The organism is Pseudomonas sp. GW822-FHT06B12 (genome assembly GCF_058799675.1).
Genome location: NZ_JBXALR010000003.1, coordinates 1 through 25,675 on the forward strand (window position 1 = coordinate 1; position 25,675 = coordinate 25,675).

25 protein-coding genes are annotated in these 25,675 nt (G+C 60.3%); 10 read left to right on the plus strand and 15 right to left on the minus strand.

Annotated elements, in window-relative coordinates:
• Together AC1RKH_RS07380 and AC1RKH_RS07385 are read left to right on the plus strand one after the other, a co-directional pair.
• Positions 1 to 3,355, plus strand: a 3,355-nt coding sequence (locus AC1RKH_RS07380; protein WP_493184043.1) for a beta strand repeat-containing protein, incomplete at its 5' end; no start/stop codon positions are given.
• Between the two features lie 79 nt (positions 3,356 to 3,434).
• The gene (locus AC1RKH_RS07385) at positions 3,435 to 3,797 is read left to right on the plus strand and encodes a transposase (protein ID WP_493063740.1); all 363 of its coding nucleotides are present in this window, start codon (positions 3,435 to 3,437) and stop codon (positions 3,795 to 3,797) included.
• Positions 3,798 to 4,119: 322 nt separating this feature from the next.
• Here the strand turns inward: AC1RKH_RS07385 and AC1RKH_RS07390 are convergent, their stop codons facing one another.
• The 4 genes from AC1RKH_RS07390 to AC1RKH_RS07405 all read right to left on the minus strand — a co-directional run bounded on the left by AC1RKH_RS07390 (position 4,120) and on the right by AC1RKH_RS07405 (position 8,310).
• Positions 4,120 to 5,064: a class I SAM-dependent methyltransferase gene (locus AC1RKH_RS07390; RefSeq protein ID WP_493063739.1), complete on the minus strand. Its 945-nt coding sequence runs from the start codon at positions 5,062 to 5,064 to the stop codon at positions 4,120 to 4,122.
• A 134-nt stretch (positions 5,065 to 5,198) separates the two neighbouring features.
• Positions 5,199 to 7,139 carry a cyclic di-GMP receptor LapD gene (gene lapD, locus AC1RKH_RS07395; protein ID WP_493063738.1) on the minus strand — a complete coding sequence of 647 codons (1,941 nt, stop codon included), beginning with the start codon at positions 7,137 to 7,139 and terminating at the stop codon, positions 5,199 to 5,201.
• A 177-nt stretch (positions 7,140 to 7,316) separates the two neighbouring features.
• Positions 7,317 to 7,712 carry a YbaN family protein gene (locus AC1RKH_RS07400; RefSeq protein WP_493063737.1) on the minus strand — a complete coding sequence of 132 codons (396 nt, stop codon included), beginning with the start codon at positions 7,710 to 7,712 and terminating at the stop codon, positions 7,317 to 7,319.
• Between the two features lie 10 nt (positions 7,713 to 7,722).
• On the minus strand, positions 7,723 to 8,310 hold the full coding sequence (locus tag AC1RKH_RS07405) for a UPF0149 family protein (protein WP_493063736.1): 588 nt from the start codon (positions 8,308 to 8,310) through the stop codon (positions 7,723 to 7,725).
• 276 nt (positions 8,311 to 8,586) lie between these two features.
• Here AC1RKH_RS07405 and recQ point away from each other — a divergent pair, with 276 nt between their 5' ends.
• From recQ to AC1RKH_RS07425, 4 genes are all read left to right on the plus strand, one after another.
• Positions 8,587 to 10,716, plus strand: a complete 2,130-nt coding sequence (gene recQ, locus AC1RKH_RS07410; protein WP_493063735.1) for a DNA helicase RecQ — start codon at positions 8,587 to 8,589, stop codon at positions 10,714 to 10,716.
• A gap of 118 nt (positions 10,717 to 10,834) precedes the next feature.
• Complete coding sequence (locus AC1RKH_RS07415; RefSeq protein WP_123423387.1) at positions 10,835 to 11,269, plus strand: MarR family transcriptional regulator; 435 nt, start codon at positions 10,835 to 10,837, stop codon at positions 11,267 to 11,269.
• Positions 11,270 to 11,395: 126 nt separating this feature from the next.
• The gene (locus tag AC1RKH_RS07420) at positions 11,396 to 13,039 is read left to right on the plus strand and encodes a motility hub landmark protein FimV (RefSeq protein WP_493063734.1); all 1,644 of its coding nucleotides are present in this window, start codon (positions 11,396 to 11,398) and stop codon (positions 13,037 to 13,039) included.
• Between the two features lie 56 nt (positions 13,040 to 13,095).
• Positions 13,096 to 13,383, plus strand: coding sequence for an Rdx family protein (locus AC1RKH_RS07425; RefSeq protein WP_493063733.1), 288 nt, complete (start codon positions 13,096 to 13,098; stop codon positions 13,381 to 13,383).
• On the opposite strand, the gene AC1RKH_RS07430 is transcribed toward AC1RKH_RS07425, so the two are convergent.
• Together AC1RKH_RS07430 and AC1RKH_RS07435 are read right to left on the minus strand one after the other, a co-directional pair.
• Complete coding sequence (locus AC1RKH_RS07430; RefSeq protein WP_493063732.1) at positions 13,377 to 14,270, minus strand: DMT family transporter; 894 nt, start codon at positions 14,268 to 14,270, stop codon at positions 13,377 to 13,379. The two genes, AC1RKH_RS07425 and AC1RKH_RS07430, sit on opposite strands and share 7 nt — an antisense overlap.
• 91 nt (positions 14,271 to 14,361) lie before the next feature.
• Positions 14,362 to 15,120 (minus strand): helix-turn-helix transcriptional regulator, encoded by a 759-nt coding sequence (locus AC1RKH_RS07435; protein ID WP_493063731.1) that lies wholly within the window; start codon positions 15,118 to 15,120, stop codon positions 14,362 to 14,364.
• Positions 15,121 to 15,254: 134 nt separating this feature from the next.
• Here AC1RKH_RS07435 and AC1RKH_RS07440 point away from each other — a divergent pair, with 134 nt between their 5' ends.
• Complete coding sequence (locus AC1RKH_RS07440; protein WP_493063730.1) at positions 15,255 to 16,076, plus strand: UDP-2,3-diacylglucosamine diphosphatase; 822 nt, start codon at positions 15,255 to 15,257, stop codon at positions 16,074 to 16,076.
• Between the two features lie 79 nt (positions 16,077 to 16,155).
• On the opposite strand, the gene AC1RKH_RS07445 is transcribed toward AC1RKH_RS07440, so the two are convergent.
• Positions 16,156 to 16,746, minus strand: a complete 591-nt coding sequence (locus tag AC1RKH_RS07445) for an HD domain-containing protein (protein WP_493063729.1) — start codon at positions 16,744 to 16,746, stop codon at positions 16,156 to 16,158.
• 98 nt (positions 16,747 to 16,844) lie between these two features.
• On the minus strand, positions 16,845 to 17,156 hold the full coding sequence (locus AC1RKH_RS07450; protein ID WP_493063728.1) for an Mpo1-like protein: 312 nt from the start codon (positions 17,154 to 17,156) through the stop codon (positions 16,845 to 16,847).
• Between the two features lie 161 nt (positions 17,157 to 17,317).
• On the opposite strand from AC1RKH_RS07450, the gene AC1RKH_RS07455 reads away from it, so the two are divergent.
• The gene (locus tag AC1RKH_RS07455; RefSeq protein ID WP_493063727.1) at positions 17,318 to 18,379 is read left to right on the plus strand and encodes an AraC family transcriptional regulator; all 1,062 of its coding nucleotides are present in this window, start codon (positions 17,318 to 17,320) and stop codon (positions 18,377 to 18,379) included.
• Here the strand turns inward: AC1RKH_RS07455 and AC1RKH_RS07460 are convergent.
• The gene (locus AC1RKH_RS07460) at positions 18,336 to 19,790 is read right to left on the minus strand and encodes a TrkH family potassium uptake protein (protein ID WP_493063726.1); all 1,455 of its coding nucleotides are present in this window, start codon (positions 19,788 to 19,790) and stop codon (positions 18,336 to 18,338) included. The two genes, AC1RKH_RS07455 and AC1RKH_RS07460, sit on opposite strands and share 44 nt — an antisense overlap.
• Before the next feature lie 121 nt (positions 19,791 to 19,911).
• Here AC1RKH_RS07460 and AC1RKH_RS07465 point away from each other — a divergent pair, with 121 nt between their 5' ends.
• The gene (locus tag AC1RKH_RS07465; RefSeq protein ID WP_493063725.1) at positions 19,912 to 20,478 is read left to right on the plus strand and encodes an NAD(P)H nitroreductase; all 567 of its coding nucleotides are present in this window, start codon (positions 19,912 to 19,914) and stop codon (positions 20,476 to 20,478) included.
• Positions 20,479 to 20,602: 124 nt separating this feature from the next.
• On the opposite strand, the gene AC1RKH_RS07470 is transcribed toward AC1RKH_RS07465, so the two are convergent.
• The 6 genes from AC1RKH_RS07470 to AC1RKH_RS07495 form a co-directional block, all read right to left on the minus strand.
• A complete protein-coding gene (locus tag AC1RKH_RS07470; RefSeq protein ID WP_493063724.1) occupies positions 20,603 to 21,955 on the minus strand; it encodes a sensor histidine kinase in 1,353 nt (450 codons plus the stop codon).
• Positions 21,956 to 22,022: 67 nt separating this feature from the next.
• Complete coding sequence (locus AC1RKH_RS07475) at positions 22,023 to 22,463, minus strand: Spy/CpxP family protein refolding chaperone (protein ID WP_123423375.1); 441 nt, start codon at positions 22,461 to 22,463, stop codon at positions 22,023 to 22,025.
• A gap of 158 nt (positions 22,464 to 22,621) precedes the next feature.
• Positions 22,622 to 23,299 carry a response regulator transcription factor gene (locus tag AC1RKH_RS07480; RefSeq protein ID WP_493063723.1) on the minus strand — a complete coding sequence of 226 codons (678 nt, stop codon included), beginning with the start codon at positions 23,297 to 23,299 and terminating at the stop codon, positions 22,622 to 22,624.
• Between the two features lie 7 nt (positions 23,300 to 23,306).
• Positions 23,307 to 23,717 carry an SH3 domain-containing protein gene (locus AC1RKH_RS07485; RefSeq protein ID WP_123583955.1) on the minus strand — a complete coding sequence of 137 codons (411 nt, stop codon included), beginning with the start codon at positions 23,715 to 23,717 and terminating at the stop codon, positions 23,307 to 23,309.
• 108 nt (positions 23,718 to 23,825) lie between these two features.
• Positions 23,826 to 24,125, minus strand: coding sequence for a YciI family protein (locus AC1RKH_RS07490; protein ID WP_123423372.1), 300 nt, complete (start codon positions 24,123 to 24,125; stop codon positions 23,826 to 23,828).
• A gap of 1 nt (position 24,126) precedes the next feature.
• The gene (locus tag AC1RKH_RS07495) at positions 24,127 to 24,723 is read right to left on the minus strand and encodes a septation protein A (RefSeq protein ID WP_123423371.1); all 597 of its coding nucleotides are present in this window, start codon (positions 24,721 to 24,723) and stop codon (positions 24,127 to 24,129) included.
• Between the two features lie 87 nt (positions 24,724 to 24,810).
• On the opposite strand from AC1RKH_RS07495, the gene AC1RKH_RS07500 reads away from it, so the two are divergent.
• On the plus strand, positions 24,811 to 25,674 hold the full coding sequence (locus tag AC1RKH_RS07500) for a PHP domain-containing protein (RefSeq protein ID WP_123423370.1): 864 nt from the start codon (positions 24,811 to 24,813) through the stop codon (positions 25,672 to 25,674).
• The last annotated feature ends 1 nt before the right edge of the window (position 25,675 follow it).

A 25,675-nucleotide genomic window follows, 5' to 3' on the forward strand; every position in this document is an offset into this window, starting at 1 on the left:
ACACGGGGCGCTCTCGAGTTCCACGGTGGACGTGACCATCACCGGCACCAACGACGCGCCGGTGGCGGTGGCCGATGTGGCCGCCGGTACAGAGAACCAGACCCTGACCATCAATGTGCTGGCCAACGACACCGACGTCGACGACGGCCACGCGTTTACCTTGGTCAGCGCCAGTGCGCCGATCGGCCAGGGTACGGCCAGCGTGGTCGGCAACCAGTTGCAGTTCAACCCGGGGACTGACTTCGATCATCTGGCACAAGGCGCCACGGCCAGCGTCACGCTCAGCTACACCATGACCGACGAGCACGGCGCGCCTGCCAGCAGCAGCGTAGTGGTGACCATCACCGGCACCAACGATGCTCCGGTGGCGGTGGCCGATACGGCCGCCGGCACGGAAAACCAGACCCTCACTATCAACGTGCTGGCCAACGACACCGACGTCGACGACGGCCATCTGTTCACGCTGAATTCGGCCAGTGCGCCGGCGAACAAAGGTACGGCCAGCGTGGTCGGCAACCAGTTGCAGTTCAACCCGGGGACTGACTTCGACCACCTGGCGCAAGGCGTGGTTGAGCATGTGACGCTCAGCTACCAGATGCAGGATCAATACGGGGCGCTCTCGAGCTCCACGGTGGATGTGACCATCACCGGCACCAACGACGCGCCGGTAATGACGGCAGGTGGGTCTCTGTCGTACACAGAGAACCAGGCAGCGACGGCGATCAACTCGGCGCTGACGGTCACCGATGTCGACAGTAGCAACCTAACGGGCGCTACTGTATCGATCACCAGCAACTTTGCCTCGGGCCAGGACGTACTCGGGTTCACCAACCAGAACGGCATCAGCGGCAGCTACAGCGCAAGCACCGGCGTGCTGACACTAAGCGGGACGTCGTCGGTGGCGAACTATCAAGCCGCGCTACGCTCGGTGACCTACTCCGACACCAGCGACAACCCGTCGACGGCACCGCGCACAATTAGCTTCCAGGTGGATGACGGCTCTGCAGCTAACCACGCGAGCAACGTCGCAACGACGACCGTCACGGTGGCGGCAGTCAATGACGCGTCGATAGTGGACTTGAATGGTGGCGGCGCGGGCAATGATGCAACGGCGAACTATCCAACAGGCACCTCGCAGTTATTGATTGCGCCGTCGGCGACTGTCACCGACGTCGACTCGCCGAACCTGTCGTCGATGACTGTCACGTTGACGAACGCTATGGACAGCACCAATGCGAACGTCAGGGAAGCACTCTCCCTGAACACGCCGGCATCGACCGCTGCTACGGGGTTGACGGTGACCGGTGTTGCCAGTGGCGCAAACAACGGGATCTATACACTGACGATCACGGGCTCAGCTAGCCAGGCCACCTACCAGACTATCCTCAAAGGCGTTCAGTACACCGACACCAAGAGCGGAAGCCACAACGCTACCGACCGAATCGTGAACGTGGTGATCAACGATGGAGCGGCAAATAGCCTCCTGCACACAGTCACAATCCATGTGGCAGCTCCGGCTGGCGTAGCCGGCGAGGCTATCAACCTGGCACTGACCGATCCCACGCACGACACCTCCGACCTCATTACCTACACGGTGAGCGGGGTTCCGATAAATTGGGTGCTGAGTGCCGGAACCAAAAACAGTGACGGCAGTTGGACGATACAGACCAGCGACCCTTCTGCACTGACGGTCATGACGCCATCCACCTATGCCGGTGCGACGGAACTCACCGTAACTTACGGATGGAGCAATGCGGACGGCAGTACAAGCAGTCATATCGTTTCCGACAACGTCGAAGCCTACGCCCCCGGCTCGCCGATCTTCGCCTTGTCAGCGGACGACAACCTCACCGCCTCCAGCGGCGCCGACCTGTTCGTGTTCGCTCAGCCGATTGGCAACAACGTCATCCACAGCTTCGATACGGCAGCGGACAAGATCGACTTGATCGGCTTCACGGGCGTCACCGGCTTTGCAGATCTGAGCATCGCTAACGACGCAAATGGCAATGCGCTGGTCAGCATAGACTCCGGCCAGACGATCACACTCAAAGGTGTCGATGCGGCCGGCTTGAGCGAAGCGAACTTCCAGTTCGATGTGGATCCGCTCACCACCAATACCGGCACTATCAGCATTGCCGACGGGGCGATCATGCCGTTCGGTGGCAGCATCCATAACAGCGGCACCATCGAGCTCGGCTCCACCGGCAGTGAAACCAGCCTGGAAATCCTCTTCCGTGGCGCGACCTTGACCGGTGGCGGCCACGTGCTGCTATCCGACAGCGCGCACAACGTGATTTTCGGTGGCAGCGCCGACACCGTGCTGACCAATGCCGACAACCACATTTCCGGCGCCGGCCAGTTGGGCGCCGGGCAGATGGTGCTGGTCAATGCGGGGCTGATCCAGGCCGACGGGCTGAACAGCCTGGTGCTCGACACCGGCACCCACACCATAGTCAACAGCGGCGTGCTGGAATCCACGGGCGCGGGTGGCATGACGGTGGCCAGTGCGGTCGACAACTCCGGCCACTTATGGGCCAATGGCGGCGACCTGCGCCTGCTGGCCGACGTGACTGGCAACGGCAGCGCCACCATCGACGGTGACGCCAGCCTGATCTTCAACGGTGCCGCCCACGCGTCAGTCGCCTTCCACGGCGAAGGTGCGGGCACGCTGATCGTGGAGCACGCCTCGGATGCCGGCTCGCTGGTCGGCATTCTCGGACTCGAAAGCAATGACTCGCTGATGTTCGGCGATCTCGCCTTCGGCGCCCACACCCAGCTCAGCTACAGCGCCAACGCCCTTGGCTCCGGCGGCCTGCTGACGGTGGACGACGGTGTGCATCGGGCCGAGGTGAACCTGCTGGGGCACTACTCGGTGGCCGACTTCCAGGTCACCGACGGCGGCGGGGCCGGCACCCTGGTCGATTACCACGGTGCATCCAGCGGCACACAGGTGGGCAGCATGGCGGCGGACGTGCTCAGTGGCGGCGACGGCAACGACATCCTCGCGGGTCGTGGCGGGGCGGACACTCTCAGCGGTGGCGCGGGAGCCGATGTGTTCGCCTACCTCAACCCGAACGACGGCGGGGACACCATCCTCGACTACCACTACGCCGAAGGTGACGCGCTTGACATCTCCGCGCTGCTCAAAGCCAACTTCGTTAGCGGCAGCAGCCAGGTGTCCGACTTCGTCCAACTGGTGAAGTCCGGCAGCGACATCACCGTGAAGGTGGATACCGATGGTGCAGCCAATGGTGCGCATTTCACCGATGTGGCGGTCCTTGCCCACGCGGGCACGACCGGCGTCGATCTGGTGCGTACCTGGTTCGGGGATGCCGAGCATACGCTGACGGTCTGACAGACTATAGCTACCCGGGAGGGCAAACATGTGCCTCCCGGTCTGCCAGACAGGGTCTGACCTAAACGGCGAAGCGGGCATGACCTACGTTTTCGATAAGGGTCACTGCGATTACAACTGGTGGCACCAGATCGATCAGGTGAGGGCCTGCTTCGTTACTCGACTCAAGAAAAACGCCAATGTGGAACACGTAGAAAACATAAGGAAAGAGGGGGCGGCAGATTTCATTGAGACGGACGAGGCCGTGTTGTTCGGCAAGAAATACCTGAACACTCGACGCCTGAATCACTATCACGACCAAGCCGTACGCCGGGTCCAGATTCGTCGAGATGACCACGATACGCCGCTGATTTTGGTGACCAACGACTTTTCGCGCTCAGCCGAGGAAATCGCCGACCTGTACAAGCAACGCTGGCAGATCGAGCTGTTTTCAAGTGGATAAAACAAAACCTCAAGCTCAAACGGTACTTCGGTTTCTCCGAAAACGCCGTGCACTTGCCGATTTACAGCGCGTTGATCACCTATCTCTTGCTGCATCTTTATAAGCAACGCTCAGGCAGTTCGGATTCGATTTCAGACTTTACTATCCGGCTGACCCACAGCTTGTTCGAGCGCCCGCTCAGTGAGGCACACCGTGAATACCGAAGGCAAAAACGAACATGGCTGAAGGCCGCCCAAGGCAGCCTTCAGCTATGAGAGAGTTTTACCGGACACTCGTGACGCAGAGCATGGGAACGATCTTTACCTGGAGCGACTCCGGGCATTCAATCCATCAACGCCGACGCGAGGATCGCCGCGCTGGATTTAAGGATCGGTAGCGACTTGAGCACTGGAAAACACAGCCCGGTGTCCTGTGAACAATAGAACCCATCCAGGTTTTCCAGCGGCAGATTGGAGCCCGGCACCGAAAACACCTCGCCGGGACGGCGGACGGTTGGAGCGTGGCGGGTCGCGACGTCGGGAGGGGTGATGACAAAGCAGACCGTGGGATTGAGCGGGTTGGCGGACGTTTTTATCGGGATCTGCTCGACCAGGGTGGCACCGAGCTGTTCAACAACCCCGGCAATGTTCTTGATGTAGCCCAGCCGATCCATACGCTGTCGACCCTGCTCGCTGTTGATTTCGTAGCACGGCTCGAAGAGCACCAGTTTGTCGATCGTCACGCGGAACAACTCTTCCAGCAGTTCGCTGAGCGTTTCGCCATTGGGTTCCAGCGCATGGCTTGAAACGGTGACGTTGACGGATTTGTCGAGCAGGGGGATTTCGCTGATGTCGGCGATAAACGGCGTCAGTCGTTCGAAGGTGTCGCCCATGTGTTGCTGCGCGAATGCCATGCCCTTGTGCACCCGTGACCAACTGATGTCGAAGGCATAAAGGTGTTCGGGCGGGAAGGGTAATTGCCGGGCGATCAGGCTCAGGGTCGTCAATTCACCGGTCCCGATGTCCAGCAGTGAGTCCTGAGGCTTGAGGTGCTGGCTCAGCAAACCGGCCAGTTCTCCCGCGTAGGCCTGCGCCTGGGTGAGATTGTTTTCGACGTAATCGATGTACGTGCCGGCCTGCAAGTCGTAGGCGGCTTCAATGATCTCGGGGGAGTTGTAGCTCAGTTGTTTTTGCTGGCGAAGCAGCTCCGTTATGTTCTGGCCTTGTGCGTACGCCTGTCGGGCGGCCAGCATATTGAAGTGCTTGAGCGCAGTCCTTGTCGTGTTCATGGGCGGTCGCTGTGTCGAATGTGGAGGTCAAAAATGCGCACAGTTTGCCCTGCTTTGAACCCTGTCGGGCAACGGTGGGCTAAATAATCCTCCCGAACTGGCCAGCGCCACAGGGCGTTCGCCTGATGAGTCGCCTACATGGGCGCTGGCGGTCCGATCAGCCGGCCCATGACGCCGAACAATCCCAGCGACTTGATCGCCTCCAGTTCACCCTGTGTCTCTACCTGCTCGGCTATCAATGGTAAATCAATGCTGTTGGTGGCGCGGAAAATGGCTTCGATGAACAGGCGTTTGTCGTTTTGCTGATCGATGGCGCGAAGGTAGCTGCCGTCGATTTTCAGGTAGGCCAAACCCAGTTGGGTGAGGTTGCCGATCTGGCTGAAGCTGCCGCCGAAGTGTTGCAGGCCGATCCCATAACCGGTGTCGCGCAGGTTCTGACTCAGCTGACGCAACTCTTCGGGCGGCGGCAGTTGGCGCTCGTCGAATTCAAGGGTCAGCAACGGTGCGAGGGCGGGCAGGGCGTCGAGCATATCGAGGATCAGGCGCAGCTGTGCAGCATCGCGCAGGGTGCTGCCAGACACACTCAAGGCCAACGGCCAACGGTGTTCGGCCAGGTAGTCGAGGGTGTGTTCAAGCATGGCCACATCGAACCGTGCCGACCAGCCCAGACGCTCGATCCATGGAAGAAAGTGTCCGGCCGAAATGGCTTCGCCCTGCGGGTCGAGCAACCGCGCCAGCACTTTGTGATGCAGCACCTGGCTGGTGTCGGCACATAGCACCACGGGTTGGAAGTACAGCTGCATTTTGCCGTGGGTCAGGGCGTCATCGATCCAGGTGCGCCAGTCATGCTGCGTATGGTTCGGTGCATTATCGGACTGCTCCAGATGCACCCACGGCCGTTCTGGATGCCGCTGAGCTTCAGTCAGTGCCTGATCGAGGCGCAGCAGGACGTTAGTAGATGCCTCTCCCGGTGTGTAGGCGACTATTCCCAGATGCGCCACCGGCATGCAGTCGCTGGCGCCGGTCAGACGCAGGTTTTCCAGGGTGGCGCTGATCTCTGCGGCCAGGCGCGCCGCGTCCTTGCTGTCCAGGCCCGGGGTCAGCAGGCTGAACTCGCCGCCACGATTGCGCGCGGCCAGCCAGGTGTGACGATCCGGCTGCTGGATCAGACGCTTGAGTAGCTGGCCGACAGCAGTGATCAGCGCGTCGGTGCGCTGGCCACCCAGTCGCTGATTGAGCCCTGCCAGGTCATTGATCCGCAGCATCAGCAGATGCCCGGCGCTGCTTTGTTCGGTCACCAGCAACTGGTCAGTGAGTTGCTCATTGAGCAGGCGTCGGTTGGCCAATCCGGTGAGGCTGTCCTGATACGACTCGGCGTGGAGTTTTTCACTGCGCGCGACTTCTTCGGCAAACAGCCCTTTGAGTTTTTCGACCATCTGGTTCATCGCCAGCACCACGCGTTTGAGTTCCGGGGTGCTGGGCACCTTCGGCAGGCTGAGAAACTCGCGTTTGCTGATGGCTTCGGCCTGTTTGACCATGGCGTCCAGTGGGCGCAGTTGCCGGCGTAGCAACCAGCCGCCGAACATCGCGCTGAGCAACCCGCACAGCAGTAACCAGATCAGGCTGCCAAGGCTGCTGTCCCACAGTTTGGTCAGGGCAAACTGTGGGGTGCTCACTACTTCGACGCGCGCTACTTGCTCCCAATCGCGCATGACCAAGGCATCGCCCCCTTGCGGGTGCAGGTTCACCAGATCGACGAACCAGCCCGGCACGCCGCCGGTGGTGGCGGCCGCGTTGCGCTCCACCAATACATGTTCGTCCGCAATGTTGATGACTCGAATACTGGAAAAGTAGCCGCTGTCGAAGATCGAGCTGACCATCAACTCGATCATCGCCCGGTCGTCGATCTGAGTGCTCAACGACAGCCCCAGCGCAGTGGCGGCGTCCTGGGCGTGCGAACGCAATTGACCGAGCATTTGCTCGCGGGAGCTCTCCAGGCTGACAAAAAAACTGCCGCTGAAGGCCACGAGCAAGAACAGGCAGATGGCCAGAAACAACTGTTTGAGTAGCGACATGAAGCGCTCCCGAGACATGACTTTCCTCGGCGACAGGATTTGTCTGGCCGCTGACGTACAGATGTCTGGAGTTTAGGCGCTGTTTTGTGAAAAGCAGGGCAGGTCGTTGGAGGATGGGTGTATTGCCAGGATGGCTGGCATTAAGGTAAGTCCCCTCGCCACAAGGGCGGGAGGTATTCAGGATTTGGTAAGGGTTTTCTGCCGCAGAATGTACACCGTCACCAGCACCGCGCTGGTCAGCATGAAGCCGCGTGCCCAGGGCAGGGGGACGAGGACACAGGACAGGCCAATGCTCAGCCACATCAGGCCAATGGCGTAGACCTTGCCCTTGAGCGGGATACCATTGCCGTCCAGATAGTCGCGAATCCATGGACCGAGTCGTGGATGCTCGACCAGCCATTGATAGAAACGCGGCGAACTGCGGGCGAAACAGGCGGCCGCCAACAGCAGGAAAGGGGTAGTGGGCAGTACGGGCAGGAAAATCCCGATCACCCCCAGCGCTACGCTCAACCAGCCGATGGCCAGCAGCACGTAACGCAGGATCAGGGGGCGGTTGCCTATGGGGTCAGCCACAGGCAACGACTCAGTGGTGACGAGGCTTGAGGATCGCCGGTTTTTCGTCTGGTGCGTTGCACAGCAGGTACAGCGCGGTCAGGGCTTCCGGGATCTGCACGATCATGTCGTCCATCAGGTTGGCGTCGGCCGCAATGTCGGAGAACTCAGGCTGCTCATCGAACAGGCCGGAACCGACCATGATCGGCAACAGCATTTCGCTGACTTCGTCTTCGGCGGTTTCGAACCAGGCTTCTTCGCGCAGGAACACGCCTTCCATGAAACCGATGCACCAGCCGCGCAGGTCGGAATCATCCGGCTCTTCGCCCAGGTCGAGGTCGCACGGCAGCTCGAATTCTTCATCGGACGCCAGTTGGCGAGCGATATGAGCCTTGAGGGCAATCAGGGTCGATTCGATTTCTTCACGCTCGGCGTCGTCGCGATAATGCGGCTCTTCGGCGAATAGCGCGTCGATCCACTCACGATCAGGCACCGTCTCGGAACAGATCGACAGGGCCGTCAGATAGCCGTGGGCGGCCACATAGTCCAGCGCCTCGTCATGCAGCTCGTCGGCGTCGAGGAAGGCTTGCAGGCGGGTTAGTTGCTCAGCGAAGGACATTGAAGGGCTACCTTGGGAATATACGATGCCCAATTCTAGGCGTTCTTGAGCGGTCCGGCCAGCCGCGCGGCAGATTTGCGAGCATTGTGTGTTGTTGCGGCTATTCGTCAGGGGCGCCCTTTGCCCGGTATCGCTCGGGTATACTCGCGCGTTTTGCAAAGCCCTGCAGGTGTCGCGACGGCTCATGACAAATCCGCTTACGGATCTGTCCGTGAACAATGCGGTTTTTTGATCCAGCCTGCATGCAGGGATATTCAGCACCATTTGGAGTTTTTCATGCTCGAACAGGCTCAACGCGTCCTCAAGGACATCTTCGGCTACGACAGTTTCCGTGGCCGTCAGGGTGCCATCATTGAGCGCGTAGCCAGCGGCGGTGACGCTCTGGTGCTGATGCCGACCGGCGGCGGCAAATCCTTGTGTTTCCAGGTCCCGGCGTTGCTGCGCGATGGTCTGGCAGTGGTGGTTTCACCACTGATTGCGCTGATGGACGATCAGGTCGCGACCCTCGAAGAGCTCGGTGTCGCGGCGGCGGCGCTCAATTCGACCTTGAGCGCCGAGCAACAGCGCGATCTGGCGGCGCGGATCAAACGCGGTGAAGTGAAGATGCTGTACCTGGCGCCTGAACGCCTGGTTCAGCCACGGATGCTGGCGTTTCTGCAAAGTCTTGAAATCGCTCTGTTCGCCATCGACGAAGCTCACTGCGTGTCCCAATGGGGTCACGATTTCCGCCGGGAATACCTGCAACTGGGCCAGTTGGCGGAACTGTTTCCCAACGTCCCGCGCATCGCCCTGACCGCCACGGCCGACAAGCGCACCCGCGAAGAAATCGTCGAGCGCCTGCATTTGCAGAACGCCGAGCGCTTTCTGTCGAGTTTCGATCGGCCGAACATCTTCTATCGCATCGTGCCCAAGGAGCAGCCGCGCAAGCAGTTGCTGGCGTTCCTTGCGGAGCGGCGCAGCGATGCCGGCATCGTTTATTGCCTGTCGCGCAAGAAGGTTGACGAAGTAGCAGTGTTCCTCAGCGAGCAAGGTTTCCCGGCGCTGCCGTACCACGCCGGTTTGCCCAACGATACGCGGGCCCACCACCAGAAGCGCTTCCTCAACGAGGAAGGCCTGATCATGGTCGCCACCGTGGCGTTCGGCATGGGAATCGACAAACCCAACGTGCGCTTCGTTGCGCATCTGGACTTGCCGAAATCCCTTGAGGCCTATTACCAGGAAACCGGTCGAGGCGGTCGTGACGGTCTGCCGGCAGATGCCTGGATGGCTTACGGCCTGCAAGACGTGGTGATGCTCAAGCAGATGCTGCAGAACTCCGAAGGCGATGAGCGCCACAAGCGTCTGGAGCAGCACAAGCTCGACGCCATGCTCTCGTTGTGCGAAGAAACCCGCTGCCGCCGTCAGACCTTGCTGGCCTATTTCGACGAAGACATGCCGCAACCCTGTGGGCATTGCGACAACTGCGTCGACGGTGTGCAGACCTGGGACGCCACCGAGCCGGCTCGTCAGGCACTTTCGGCGATTTACCGCACTGGCCAGCGCTACGGCGTCGGGCATCTGGTGGATGTGTTGCTGGGCAAGGACAACGAAAAAGTCCGCAGTTTCGGCCATCAGCATCTGTCGGTGTACGGTGTCGGCAAGGCGCGGGCTGAAGGCGAATGGCGTTCATTGTTCCGACAACTGGTGGCGCGCGGTCTGGCAGACATTGATCTGGAAGGCTACGGAGGCTTGCGCTTGAGTGACAGCTGCCGGCCGCTGCTCAAGGGTGAAGTGACCCTGGAGCTGCGCCGCGACCTCAAGCCGCAAACCACCGCGAAAAGCAGCAGCACCAGCCACGCCAGCCAACTGGTGCGTGGTGAAGAGCGCGAGCAGTGGGAAGCCTTGCGCGCCCTGCGACGCAAGCTCGCCGAAGAACATGGCGTGCCGCCGTACGTCATTTTCCCCGATTCGACCTTGCTCGAAATGCTCCGCAGCCAGCCAAGCTCCCTGCCGGAAATGGCCAAGGTCAGCGGCGTCGGTGCGCGCAAGCTGGAGCGCTATGGCGAGGCCTTCCTCGAAGTGCTGGGCGGTCAGGCCGAAGCACCGAAAGTGGTCGCCGATCTGCGCCACGAATTGATCACTCTGGCGCGCGCCGGCATGACGCCGATGCAGATTGCCGGTCAGTTGCAATGCTCGGAAAAGAACGTGTACACGATGCTCGCCGAGGCCATTGGCAAGCAGCAACTGTCGCTGGAGCAGGCGCTGGACCTTCCGGAAGACCTGATGGGTGAAGTCCAGGACGCGTTCCTGGACGGCGAGGGCGAGTTACCACCGGTGTCGGAGATTTCCGCGTTGTTTGCCGGCCGTGTCCCTGAGGGCGTTTTGTACTGTGTGAGAGCGGCGCTGCAGTCGGAGTTTGAAATTTAAGTGCCGAATATCAAGATGTAACGATTCAGTACAGGCCGAACCTTGCTTAGAGTCGAGGGTCATGCTTAGCTGACTAATAATTAGTTTCAGCTTATTTCAGTCTAACCATGAGTTTTTTATGCCGTTAACCGATCAACACCGTTTTGGCATGCAGTTGGCGCAGATGTCTCGCGGCTGGCGCGCCGAATTGGATCGCCGTCTCGCCGGCCTCGGCCTGTCCCAGGCCCGCTGGCTGGTGCTATTGCACCTGGCGCGTTTCGAAGAAGCCCCCACCCAGCGTGAACTGGCACAGAGTGTCGGTGTTGAAGGGCCGACTCTGGCACGCCTGCTCGATAGCCTGGAAACCCAGGGCCTGGTGCAGCGTCAGGCGGTGGCGGAAGACCGCCGAGCGAAAAAGATCGTGCTGTGTGCGCCCGCCCGTCCCTTGATCGAACAAATTGAAACCATTGCCGCCGAGTTGCGCCACGAGCTGTTCGAGGGTGTCAACGAAGAAGACCTGCGGGTGTGTATGCGGGTTCATGGGCACATTCTGGCCAATCTGGAAAAATCTTGAGGCATAACCACACAGCAGACTTTTGAGAACTGGCGCAGAGCAGACTATAAGAACTACCAGGCAATAACGTGTTCGTACTGGAAGTGCGAATGCGCACAGGTGGTTCTGGTTAGCTAAGGGATGCTTATGCTCGAGAGTTTGCAGTCTGTGTTACGGCGTTCCGTCAGCCTGTTGGCGGTCGCTGGCGCCTTGAGTTACTCGGCATTGGCACCTGCGCTGGGGCTGGGCGACATCACGTTGCACTCAGCCTTGAACCAGCCGTTGAATGCCGAGATTGCGTTGGTCGATCCCGGTGATCTGGGCGAGGGTGAACTCTCGGTCAGCCTGGCGACGGCGGAGGAGTTCGCCCGCGCCGGTGTCGAGCGAGTGTTTTTTCTCAACGACCTGCGTTTTACCGCCGTTCTGCGTGGCGACCGCAGCGTGATTCGGGTGGTCTCCAGTAAACCGGTCAATGAACCTTTCCTGAATTTTCTGGTGCAGGTGAACCAGCCCAATGGGCGTTTGCTGCGCGAATTTACGCTGCTGATCGATCCCCCCGGCTCACCTGGGATCGTGCCGGCAAGCAGCGTCGAGCCGGCTCCTGCGGTCCGCCCGCAACCCACTGCCGTCATGCCTGCCAAAACGCCCACAGCCGCCCCGGCAAGCACGGTGCCTGCGGCTATCGACCCCGCTTCCGAGTTGCTGGCGGCCAGCGTTCTGGAAAACCAGCAGCTGAAACAAACCGTCGATCAGTTGAACGCCCGGCTACAGGCCCAGGATGAGCAGCTCGCCAGCCAGCGCAAGCAAGTCAGCGATCTGCAAACCGAGTTGGCCGAAGCCAAAAAGCCCCTACCTGCACCGATCATTTCTGCCGCGCCAGTCCCGGTGCCGGTTACCCCCATGGATGAGACGAACAGTGGATGGGCGTTGTGGCTGATCGTCGGCCTGCTGGTGCTTGGATCGCTATTGTTGCTGGGCCTGTTTGCGCTCCGTCAGCGGCGGGTACAGCCTGTATCGGAACCCGCGCCGCGACATGAGCCGGTGGTCAGTCGGGCCGCGCCCGAAACCGCGCAGAAATCGCCGATTGAGCTTTCTACGACGCAAACCACCCCCGCGAGCCGCGAAACCGTTCAAGGGGCAGAAGTGCTTGAGGGCGTCGGTATCTACCTGACCTATGGCCGCTTCGCCGAGGCGGTCGGTCTATTGCGCGAAGCGTTGCTCAAAGAGCCGCAGCGCAGTGATTTGAACCTGAAGTTGCTGGAAGTGCTAGGGCAGCAGGGTGACATCACGGGGTATACGGCTCAGGAACACAGCCTTCTCGAAGCCGGTTTCAGTGCCGAGGTGCTGGAGCCGATTCGCGCGCGCTCGCCAAAACTGTCCAGTGCGCAACCGTCTGCGGTCATTGCATCGAACGCAGATCCTGTTGCTTCAGCGCGGGATGAGTTCCAGTTGAATCTGGATGACTTGTCGATGGATTCAAGCTGGGATCTGGTCAGCCCGTCCGACATAAATGCGGCAATGGCTAAACCCGTGGATCAGTTGGAGCCGCTGGACGATGGCTTTCTCGATGATTTCTCCGAAGTCTCATCGCCCCTGGCGCTTGAGCCGTTGTCAGTAGAGTTCGCAGGGCAGGAACGTGAAGAGCTCCACGCCGGCAAACTGGAAGAGGCGCAGAACTGTATCGACGACGGCGATCTGGACAGCGCCATTCAGCTGTTGAACGAGTTACTCAAGGACAGTGATGAATCCTTGAAGCAAACCGCTCGCAGCCTGTTGGCGAGTATTCGCTGACCTTCCTGTAGGCGGCTATTATAGCGACGCCATTGAGCTCAGGAGTCCAGCGCACCATGACCACCAGCAAGCCGGAAGTTGTCATCACCTATTGCACGCAATGCCAATGGCTGTTGCGTGCCGCCTGGTTGACCCAGGAACTGCTCAGTACCTTCGGTGACGACCTGGGCAAGGTTTCACTGGTGCCGGGAACCGGCGGGGTGTTCCGGATTACTTGCGACGGGGTACAGATCTGGGAACGCAAGGCCGATGGCGGTTTCCCGGAAGCCAAGGTGCTCAAGCAGCGGGTTCGCGATCAGATCGACCCTGATCGCGATCTAGGCCACAACGACAGAACTCAGTGAGACGCCACTTCAGCCGCCACGGCTTTTTTGCTCGAGCTGCCAGACAGTCTGCTGGACACCACGATGGCGACGATGATCAGCGCGCCACCGATCAGCATCCGCAGCGTCGGGTTTTCGCCGAACAACAGCCACGCCACGGTGATGCCATACACCGGCTCCAGGGCAAACACCACCGCTGCGGTACGAGCCTTGATCACCGCCAGGCTGGCAACGAACAGGCTGTGGGCGACGCCGGTGCAGAACACCCCCAGCAGACCGATCCACAGCCAATCGATGGCACGCACGTCACTCAAGCCCGGTGCCGCCACCGGCAGCAGGCAGAGCGCGACCACCACGTTCTGACACAGCGCGGCCTGCACGGCCGGGATGCGCCCGGAACTGGCGCGGTTGGTCAGCGACAGCAGGGCGAACAGCAAGCCTGAACCTATGGCCCAGAGCAGGCCACTGGTGGCTTCACTGGCCAGGTCGAAATCCGGGGTGACCAACACCAGCCCAACACTCACCAGCACCACCAAAAGTATTTCATTGGCGCGAATTCGCTCGCGGAAAATCAGGCCCTCAAGGATCACGGTGAACGCCGGGAAGCTGGCGAAGCCCAGGGTCGCAATCGCCACGCCGGCGACTTTGACCGCAATGAAAAAGCTCACCCAATGCCCGGCCAATAGCAGGCCGCTGAGCAGCAGGCGACGCCAGTCCACGGCTTGCAGTTTCTGCCAGCCGGTGTTGCTGGCGAAACGGGCGAAGAATGCCAGAGCGATCACTGCGAATGCCGCACGGCCAAAGACAATGATGGCAGGGGAGGCAGCGGCGAGTTTGCCGAACACACCGGTCAGGCCAAACATCAATGCGCCGATATGCAGGGCGCCAAGGGCGGTACGCGGAGTCATTTCAATCCTTAATCCATAGAGGCAATTGCGACATTGAACCTCGTGATTGCCTGATCTGTCTGTCGCCAAACTCGCGTTTTTTATCGTCAGCCTAGCGCTTGCTCACCGTACGACGCAGCGCACCCGGGGAGGCGCCGAACTCGCGCATCACCGCTGCGGCGAAGGCACTCTGGGAGCCATAGCCGACACGGCTGGCAACTTCGCCGATGGGCAGTGCGGATTCACGCAGCAACTTCACCGCGATGTGCAGGCGGCGACTGCGGATGTAATCCATCGGCGTTTGTCCGCATTCGGCCACAAACCGTGCGTGCAGGCGCGCGCTGGACAGCCCGGCGATGCGCGCCAGATCGGCGACTTGTAGCGGATAGGCGGCGTATTGGTCGATGTGTGCATTGAGCGTGGCATAGGGCAACCGTCGCCCGGCGATGCTGCCCGGTGCGACGTTGTTGAGGCTGGCGAGCAACAACACGGCGCCTTGCTGGGCGATCAGTGGGTCACTGACCGGGCTGCTCGCCAGCCAGCTCACCAGTTGACTTTGCCCGGCATCCAGCGGCAAACGCCCGGGGTTGTCGAGCAAGCGCCGACTGGCATCGGCATGCTCGCCCAATGATTGCGAAACCCACTGATCGCTCGGTACATCGAGCACCAGGCAGCGGCTGCCATTCGGGCTGCCACAGGCGTGATGGGCACCTGACGGTACGACCACGAAACTTTGCTGCACCACCTGGCTGCCATGTCCACCGACCTCGAAGTCGAGCGCACCCGACAGGCCGAACACCAGTTGCGCGTGGTCGTGGCTGTGGACGATCAAGTCGTGGGTGTATTGGCGTAGCGTGAGGATCGGTCTCATCGCAGTCTCCTGGGCAGACTCGCAGTCTACACCGGCCGCGCCCGGGTTCGGGTTGTCATCAGACTGCCGCATTTGTGTCATGGGCTATTAATCGCTGGGGTGCAAGCTTGCGAAAAATCTCGCAGAGGTTGTCCATGACCAGCGCCGAACTCGCCAAACCCAGCCGTAAGCAACGCGTGCGCACCTTGTGGATCTCCGATGTGCACCTCGGCACCCGGGATTGCCAGGCAGAGCATTTGTCGCAGTTCCTCAAAGGCTATCAGGCCGACAAGATCTATCTGGTCGGCGATATCATCGATGGCTGGAAACTGCGCAGCGGCATGTACTGGCCTCAGGCTCACACCAACGTCATCCGCCGACTGCTGACCATGAGCAAGCGTGGCACCGAGGTGATTTACGTCACCGGTAACCACGACGAGTTTCTGCGGCGTTATTCGAAGCTGATCCTGGGCAATATCCAACTGGTGGACGAGGCGGTTCACGTCACCGCGGATGGTCGGCATCTGTTGGTGATTCACGGCGACCAGTTCGACGTGATCACCCGTTATCACCGCTGGCTGGCGTTTCTCGGCGACTCGGCCTATGAGTTCACCCTGACCCTCAACCGCTGGCTCAATCACTGGCGCGCGCGGTACGGCTACGGTTACTGGTCGTTGTCGGCGTACCTCAAGCACAAGGTCAAGACCGCGGTCAGCTTCATCAGCGATTTTGAAGAAGCCATTGCCCACGAGTGCGTCAAGCGCGAGCTGCACGGGGTGGTGTGCGGGCACATCCACCATGCCGAAATCCGTAAGGTCGGCGAGGTGGATTACCTCAACTGCGGGGATTGGGTGGAGTCGTGCACGGCGTTGATCGAGCATTGGGATGGCTCGATCGAGTTGTACCGGTTGGCGGATGCACAGGCGCGAGAGGCACAGCTCAAGGCAGAGTCGGTGAAGGTCACGGAACCGGTTTGATGCGGAAAAGATCGCAGCCTGCGGCAGCTCCTACGGGATCAGGATTGTAGGCGCTGCCGCAGGCTGCGATCCCTTGATCTCAGGCCGGCGCGTGTTCTTCCATCGCTGCCGTGTAGATCGAGTTTTTCGGCCGGGCAAACAGGCGTTCCATCATCGGTTCGAAGAAACTCAGCGGCAACGTGTCGTACGCTGGATCGAAGGCTGCTGCATCGTACTTGGCGCAGAATTCGACGGTCTGCCGGTACTGCGGGTGTTCGCGAAATTGCTCGCGCAGGTGCCGGTCCATGCCCAGGTGATGGAAAAAGTAGTAGCCCTGGAAGATCCCGTGTTTTTCCACCATCCACAGGTTTTCAGCGCTGACGAATGGCTTGAGGATAGCCGCCGCGATGTCCGGGTGGTTGTAGGAGCCAAGGGTATCGCCAATGTCGTGGAGCAGCGCGCACACCACGTACTCCTCATCCCGACCGTCGCGCCAGGCGCGGGTGGCGGTTTGCAGTGAGTGCGTCAGACGATCGACCGGGAAACCGCCAAAATCACCCCCCAGCAGTTTCAGGTGCGCCACAATCCGTGTCGGCAAAGTTTTGGCGTAGGCACTGAAGTCTGCGGCGATGATCGCCCAGTCTTCTTGCGTGCCATCCTTCATATGGGTGAAACGGGCGTGCGCATTCATCGGCTATCCTCTTATTGTTTTCGAAGGGACGTTCGCAGTGTAGAGCCTGGATCCAATGCTGCACTGGCCGCATGGGACGGCTTGATGGCCCGGCGAGCCTAGAAAGGAACTTTGCCGAGGATCATGTCGCGATACATCACGAAATCGCCGAGCAGGCTGTAAAGCGGGTGCTGGAATGTCGCCGGGCGGTTTTTTTCAAAGAAGAAGTGGCCGACCCAGGCGAAGCTGTAACCGGCGAGAGGCAGCGTCAGCAACAGCATCCAGGCGCCTTTGCCGATAGCGAAGGCCAGGATGAAAATCACCAGGCTGGTGCCGACAAAGTGCAGGCGTCGGCAGACACTGTTGTTGTGTTCGCTGAGGTAATACGGGTAAAACTCGGTGAAGCTGCTGAAACGTTTGATGTTTTCCACGACTGCGATCTCTGTGGTTTTTGTTTTGCTGACCGGATGTTCTGCGGGGAGCTTATTTGAGTCTAGAGTCATCAGTGGCAACAGCCAGTGACAATAGGCGCCACTTTAGTATCCTTCTGAAAATTGGCCGTGACACGCGGCTCATCAAGTAAGAAAACGCCATGAGCGAACGAACGACTTCTGCAAGCTGGGCGATGGGGATTGTCAAAGCACTGGAGATGGACGGCCTGGATTGCCGGGTCTTGTTCAAACAGTTGGGGCTCGACTACGCGGCACTGGATGATCCGGATGCGCGCTTTCCTCAAGATTCGATGACGCGGCTCTGGCAGCGCGCGGTAGAGCTGTCCGGCAACCCGGCAATCGGTTTGAACATGGGCAAGCTGGTCCGCCCGGCATCGTTTCATGTGGTCGGTTATGCGTTGATGTCCAGCCAGACCCTGGCTGAAGGTTTTCAGCGTCTGGTGCGTTATCAGCGGATCATTGCCGAAAGTGCCGACCTCAGTTTTCGACTATTACCCGAAGGTTATGCACTGATTCTGACGGTGCATGGCGACCACCTGCCACCGACCCGGCAAAGCGCCGAAGCGTCGCTGGCCTGCGCGCTGAGCCTGTGCGGCTGGCTGACCGGGCGCACCTTGCAGCCACGCAAAGTGTTGATGCAGGGCGATCAACCGGTAGACCTCGAACCCTATAAACAAGCCTTTCATGCGCCGCTGGAGTTCAACGCTCCGTATGACGCGCTGATTTTCGAACAGGCAGACATGGAGGCGCCGCTGCCCACCGCCAACGAGGCCATGGCGTTGTTGCATGACCGGTTTGCCGGCGAATATCTGGCGCGATTCTCTGAAAGTCGGGTCACCCACAAGGCGCGGCAGGTGCTCTGTCGCTTGCTGCCGCAAGGCGAGCCCAAGCGCGATACGGTGGCGCAAACCCTGCATTTGTCCCAGCGCACCTTGCAGCGACGCTTGCAGGAAGAGGGCACGAGTTTTCAGACACTGCTCGACGACACGCGTCGCGAGTTGGCCGAGCAGTACCTGGCGCAACCGAGCATGACCCTGCTGGAAATTGCCTACCTGTTGGGGTTCGCCGATCCGAGCAATTTCTTCCGGGCCTTTCGGCGCTGGTTTGATACCACACCCGGCGAGTACCGGGTGCGGCTGATGGAAGCCCCCAAAGAACTCAGTGACGCCAGAACGCCGGAATACACAGCACAAACACGGTAATGATCTCCAGCCGGCCGAGCAGCATGCCGAGGGACAGAATCCACTTGGCGGCGTCGGGCAGGCTGGCGAAGTTACCGGCCGGGCCGATGGTTTCACCCAGCCCCGGACCCACTCCGGAAACCGTACTGGCCGCACCGGTCAGGGCCGTCATCCAGTCCACGCCCAGCAACGATAGCGCCAGGGCGATGGCGCAAATGGTGATCGCAAAGAAGAACGAAAAGGTCAGAATCGAACGAACAATTTCTTCGTCGAGACGGTGACCGTTGTACTTCTGCTTGATCACCGCGCGTGGGTGGATCAGTTGGTTAAGGTTGGCCTTGAGCAGGATAAAGGCCACCTGGAAACGGAAGATCTTGATTCCGCCAGCGGTCGAACCCGAGCAACCACCGACAAAGCCCAGATAGAAGAACAGCATCAGTGAGAAGTTGCCCCACAGGCTGTAATCCCCCAATGCAAAACCGGTGGTGGTGACCACCGACGTGACGTTCAGCGCAACATGGCGCAATGCGTCCAGCCAATGCAGGTTGGTGGTCCACCAGTACCAGGTGCCGAGTACCAGCCAGGTCACCAGCAGCATGCCGAGCAATCCCTGCACCTGTTGATCCTTGATCAACGCCCGCCGATTGCCGCGCAAGGTCGCTACGTACAGGGTAAATGGCAGGCTGCCGAGAATCATGATCACCACTGCGACCCAATGCACGGCCGGTTGCGTCCACTTGGCCAGTGACTGGTCGGAGGTGGAGAAACCACCGGTGGAAATCGCCGACATCGCATGGTTGATCGCGTCGAACGGGCTCATGCCCGCCCACCAGAACGCCAGACTGCCGAGGATCGTGATGCCGACGTAGGCGGCGACGATCAGCCGAGCCACCATGTGCGAGCGCGGCATGACCTTTTCGGAACGGTCCGACGACTCGGTCTGAAACAGCCGCATGCCACCAATGCGCAGCAGTGGCAGAATGGCGACCGCCATGCCGATAAAGCCGATACCGCCCAGCCAGTGCAGCAACGAACGCCACATCAGGATGCCCGGAGACATAGTGTCCAGGCCGCTGAGTACAGTGGAGCCGGTGGCGGTAATGCCTGACATGCTTTCGAAAAACGAGTCGGTGTAACTGATGCGCTGGGTCAGCAGAAACGGCAAGGCGGCGAAGATGCAGACCACCACCCAGCTCGAAACGGTGAGCAGGTACATGTCCCGCGGGCGCAGGTGTATCTGCTCGGGGCGTCCGGGGATGACCAGCGCCAAACCGGCTAGAAAGGTAATCATGCTGGCCCAGAGGAACGACGGCAGGTCGCTGGTGCGGTCGTAAATCACTAGCGTCGCCATGGGCACAACCATGCTGACGGCCAGGGTGATCAGGAAGATGCCGATGATAAAACCAATAATCCGTAAGGTCGGCAACGCCATGAAATCCGCTCGGGCTGATAGGGGAAGGGCGCCATTCTACCTGCGAGGCAGGGCATGTAAACCGGCACCCCGGTGCCAGTTGCCGCTAGAATAGCCAGACATTTTTTTTAGGAGGTGGCCGATGCAGGCTCTCGACGCTTTGCTCAACCGTGTTTCCGTTCCGCGTTTGCTCGACCCGGCGCCCACCGCTGCACAACGGGAAGTGTTGTTTGCCGCAGCCATGCGCGCACCGGATCACGGGCATTTGCAGCCGTGGCGCTTTCTGACGGTAGAAGGTGCGGCGCGCGAGCAATTGGGCGAGATACTGGCTGAGGCTGCACGCCTGCAAGACGCCGATGTACCTCAGGCCCTGGTGGACAAGGCGCGTAATGGCCCGCTGCGCGCACCGCTGGTAGTCGTTGTGGTGGCACGCCTGCAAGACCACATCAAGGTGCCGAAGTCCGAGCAGATGCTGGCTGCAGGTTGTGCGGCTCACGCAATCTTGCTGGCGGCTTACGCTCAGGGTATCGGCGCTGTGTGGCGTACCGGCGAGTTGGTTTATTCGGCGCATGTGGCCAAAGGCTTGGGCCTGGCGGAAGGTGAAGAGGTGATTGCGTTCCTTTACCTGGGCACACCGCAGAACGATCCGCGTGTGGCCGGGAAAGTCGATCTCGCCGAGTTTGTCAGCGCTTGGCCTGCCAAGCCCTGAATCATTGGCAGATTGATTTAATGTGGGAGCGAGCTTGCTCGCGATAAGCCGGCACATTCAACATAGATGTGACTGTCAGGCCGCTATCGCGAGCAAGCTCGCTCCCACAAGGTCCCACAGGTTTTCAGGGTTGTACGACCGCGCCGGGTTCCAACGGCAACTCCAGGCTGGCGATAAATCCGCCCTCCGGGTGATTGGCCAGAATCAGGCTGCCACCGTGGCGCTCCGCCGCACGCCGGGCGATGGCCAGTCCCAGGCCATGTCCGGCAGCCGTCTGCCCGGGTGCCCGATAAAACGGCTCCCCCAGTTGGCTCAAATGCTCGGCCTCTACACCGGGACCATGGTCGCGCACACTGACCACAATCCGGTCCCCGTGACGCAACGCCAGAACTTCAATCGATTGTCCGATCGGGTTGAAGCGTTGGGCGTTGCGCAACAGGTTGTCCAGCGCGCGCTCGATCATGGTCGGCCAGCCCTTGAGGCGTAACTGCTGTTCAGCTTCGATGCGTATGTTTTGCTCCGGCGAGCCAAGTTGAGCGTCTTTTTGCAGCGAGTTCAGCAGCGCGTTGAGGTCAACTTCTTCGGCACTGGCGTTGTCGGCGTCGACCCGTGCCAGCACCAGAATTTCACTGATCAGCGCTTCCAGGCGATCACATTCGCGGGTCAGTCGTGGCCAGAGTTTTTCGCGTTCTTCGGAGCCGGCCCGTTCTGCGAGCGCCAGGGCGATACGCAACCGGGCCAACGGTGACCGCAGCTCGTGAGACACGTCGCGCAGCAATTGCCGCTGACTGCCGATCAGGCTCTGCAGGCGTGCGCCCATGCGGTTGAAGTCGTTGGCCAGCACCCCAAACTCGTCACGGCGGTTGGCCAGCCGCGCCAGGCTGTTTTGCTGATAGGTCGTCTGGCCGAGGTCATGCACCGCACCGCGCAGACGGCTCAACGGGCGGGTGATGGACAGCGTCACCAACAGGCTGAACAGCGTCAGCACGACCAAGGCAATCGTCAGCGCACTGAGGGGCCAAAGCAGGCTGCTGCGGTGCCAGGCGTTGAGCTCCGGGTGTGGAATACGGTAGATCAGCAAGTAAGTTTCAGCGCTTTTCGGGCTGGTGTACTCGACGGTCAGGCGTCGCCAGGGCAGGTGACGGTCGTTGTTGTCGGGGTTGTCGTTCTGTCGTGCTTCCAACGCCGCCGCGCGCCGAGGAAAGGTCCCGCGCACCACCGGGTCGCCACTCTCGTTCAGCACTTGAACGTCGATGTGGTAACGCCGTTTGCGTTGTTCGAGCAACGCTTGTGCGGCGTCCTCGCCTTTTTCTTCGTAGAGCTGCGTCCACTCTTGCGCCAGGGTACTGAGGCCCGGGTGGCGACTGAGAATCCAGGCGTCCTGGTTCAACATGTGCCCGAGCAGAATCGACAGCCCTGCAACCAGAGCGATAGCCAGCCAGAAACTGGCAAGGATGCGCCAGAACAGTGAACGCACGGGAAGTCCTCAAACAAGGAAAGCCCAATGGCGATCAACCATTGGGCTGGGAAGTAGCGCTAGAATATTATTGCGTTTTTTTCGGTTGTTGGGCTTTCCACGCCTGAAACTCGGCCCATTCGGCTTTGCGTTCGGCCTGCTTCTTTTGGATCGCATCGAACTTCTGCTGTTGGTCCGGCTTGAGAAGGGCACGAATGTCTTTCTCGGTTTTCTGGCGGCCGGCCGCCATTTGGTCTTTCATGGCCTGCTGATCGGCTGGCGAGAGTTTTTGCAGGTACTGCTCTACCAACTCTTTACGCGCATGCATCTGCTCGCCAATCAGTTTACGGATCTGCTCGCGTTGTTCGCGGCTCAGATCCAGTTCTCTGTACATGCCTTTGCCGCCATGCATGTGTTCGCTGTAACCGTGGCCTTCCATTGGGCCCATAGGGCCTTGGCCTTCTTGCGCGGCCATGGCAATGGTCGGCAGTGCGGCAGCGAACATCAAAGCGATAAGGGTCTTGCGCATGGTGTGTCTCCTGTCTCGTTCCCGGTGTGTTCCGGATGAGTACAGATTACGGAGATCAAGGTCAGCGGCGGTCAGCGGAGCGTAAAGCTTGAGTAAAGACGTTTTTCTCTCGTCCTGACAAAACAACCCCGCGTTGGGTTTAGAGGGCTGCGTCGGGTTTAGAGGCTGTAGTAGTAACCGCGGCTGCGCAGGGCAACGATGCGCGGCCGGCCGTCGGGGTGTGGGCCGATCTTTTTGCGCAGGTTGCTGACGTGCATGTCCAGGCTGCGGTCGTACAGGGTCAGCTTGCGCCCAAGCGCGATCTGCGCCAGTTCCTGCTTGTCCAGCGGCTCGCCAGGTTGCTTGAGCAGGGCTTCGAGCAGGCGACTCTCGGAGACGGTCAGGGTGAACTCCTGTTCGTCGATGCTGACTACGCCACGGACCGGGCTGAAACACAGATCGCCGAGTTCCATCTGGCTGGATACCGCCGCCGGATGACTGCGCCGCAGTACTGCGCGCAGGCGGGCAGTCAGCTCCCGTGGATCACACGGCTTGGCCAGGTAATCGTCGGCGCCCAGTTCCAGGCCGAGGATACGGTCCAGTGGCTCGCCGCGGGCCGAGAGCATCACCACCGGCAGATCCGGGTGGTCGCTGCGCAATTGCTTGAGCAGTTCCAGACCACTGCCATCGGGCAGCATCACGTCCAGCACTACCGCTGCCGGCGCGGATTCGGCCAAGGCGCGGCGCGCACTCAGACCGTCGTGGCAAGCGCGCACGACAAAACCTTCCTGGCTCAGCCAACTGCTCAGGAGCTCACACAGCTCCTGGTCATCATCAATTAGTAACAGCTCGCTCATGACTCACTCAATTTAGCCATTGCCGACGTTTTCTACGTCCACCACTGGCGAAGATACCGCAGAGCAGGGCCAATAGCGCTACTCCCGCGCCTGTGACGAACCACTGCTGTTGATCGGTCAGCAGGCGCGGCAGCGGGTTTGCCTGGGCTTCCTTGAGTTGCAGCTTGAGGCGCTGATTCTCTTGGCGCAACCGGCCCAGCAACGCGCTTTCGCGTTCGTTATCGGCATTTTGCAGTTGTTTGTTCAGCTCTTCCCGTTGCCGCTCGCTTTCTTTCAAGCGTTGCTGCAATTCAGTGATCTGGCTGCCGGCGCTTAACGACAGAGGCGTTGAATAGCCTGAATCCGAGTGCTCTTCGGCATGGGCGAAGGCCCCGATCGATAACGTGACCAACAGCAGACACAGCGGACCTTGGCGCATCGAAACTCCTGATTCCAATCGAGTGTTGGGCAGGTTGTCGGCCGTTGAACGAGAATAATGAGCAATTGAACGCGCGATGAACCGAAGGTTCATCGCGCAGATGCCGGGTTATGGCAGGACTTGCTTGAACGGTTTGACCAGAACGTTGGCGTAGACGCCTGCGGCGATATACGGATCGGCGTCGGCCCAGGCTTTGGCCGCTTCCAGGGAGGCGAACTCGGCGACGATCAGACTGCCGGTGAAACCCGCAGCGCCCGGATCATTGCTGTCGACGGCAGGGTGCGGACCGGCCAGTACCACGCGGCCCTCGGCCTTGAGCTGTTGCAACCGCTCGATGTGTGCAGGGCGAGCAGCCAGGCGGTTTTCCAGGGAGTTGGCGACGTCTGTAGCAATGATTGCGTATAGCATGTCAGTCCTCGGTTTTTTGCGTAGTAGTGTCGGCGTCGTGCAGGTGGCGGGACAGGTAAATGCCCTGGCCGACCAGGAACAGCAGGGTCATGCCCAGGCTGCCGAATACTTTGAAGTCGACCCAGTAGTCCTGGAAGGTGAACGCCACGAACAGGTTGGCGGCACCGCAGAACAGGAAGAAAGCGATCCAGGCAATGTTCAAACGCAGCCAGACCGGATCCGGCAGGGTCAGCGCGTGGCCCATGATGCGTTTGATCAGCAGGCGGTCACCGATGAAATGGCTGCCGATAAAGGCCAGAGCGAACAGCCAGTTGACCACCGGGGCCTTCCATTTAAGGACGGTTTCGCTGTGGAAGGCCAGGGTCAGGCTGCCGAAGACCAGGCAGGCGATGAGGGTCAGCCACTGGCTCTTCTCCAGCTTGCGCTGTTTGATGAACAGCGTGCCGTAGACCACCAGGGAGCTGATGATCAGCATCGCGGTGGCGCTGTAAATACCACCTACCGTCAGTTGATGACCGGCGATGTCGACGACCCGTGGATCGATTTTGTAGACGATGAAAAACAGCAGAAGCGGGATGAAGTCGATGAATTGTTTCACAGTGGCAGCCAGAAGCAGGATGTGGCGGCATAATAACAAACATATTGGGTCGCGAAAGCGCCAGCTGATTTGAGGTTACACAGTCCTGTGAATGTTGATTTGCACTGCCATAGCACGGCCTCCGATGGCGCACTGGCGCCTGCGGTACTGGTTGCGCGTGCGTTCGAGAAAGGCGTGCGAGTCCTGGCCTTGACCGATCACGACACCCTTGAAGGCCTCGACGAGGCCCGCAGCGCTGCGGTTGCGCTGGGGATGCAACTGGTCAACGGCGTCGAATTATCCTGCACCTGGGGTGGCGCGACCATTCATGTGCTCGGTTACGGATTCGACGTCAACGCGCCGGCGTTGGTCGAGGCGATTGCCAAATTGCATGACGGACGCTGGCTGAGGTCCGAAGAAATCAGCCGCAAGCTCGAACTCAAGGGTATGCCGGGCGCGCTGGAAGGCGCGCGCGCTATCCAGCAGGAACTCGGTGACAGCGGCAATGCGCCAGCCCGACCGCACTTTGCCGACTATTTAGTCCGCGCCGGTTTCGTCAAGGATCGCGCCGAAGCCTTCCGCAAGTGGCTGGGCGCCGGCAAGCTGGGGGACGTCAAGCAGCACTGGCCGACCCTGGAAGAAACCGTCGAAACCCTGCGCGCCGCCGGGGCCTGGGTCAGTCTGGCGCATCCTTGGCACTATGATTTCACCCGCAGCAAACGCCGTCGCCTGATTGCCGACTATATTCAAGCAGGTGGCCACGCAATTGAGGTGGTCAATGGCCATCAGCCGGCCGAGCAGGTCGGCAGCCTGGCTATTCTTGCTCGTGAGTTCGGTCTGCTGGTCAGCGCCGGCAGTGATTTCCATGGACCCGGAGGCTGGTCCGAGATCGGCGAGTACCGCCCACTCCCGGAGGACCTGCCACCGCTTTGGTGTCGGTTCAAACATGACCCAGCCGTTATTGCCGTCTGAA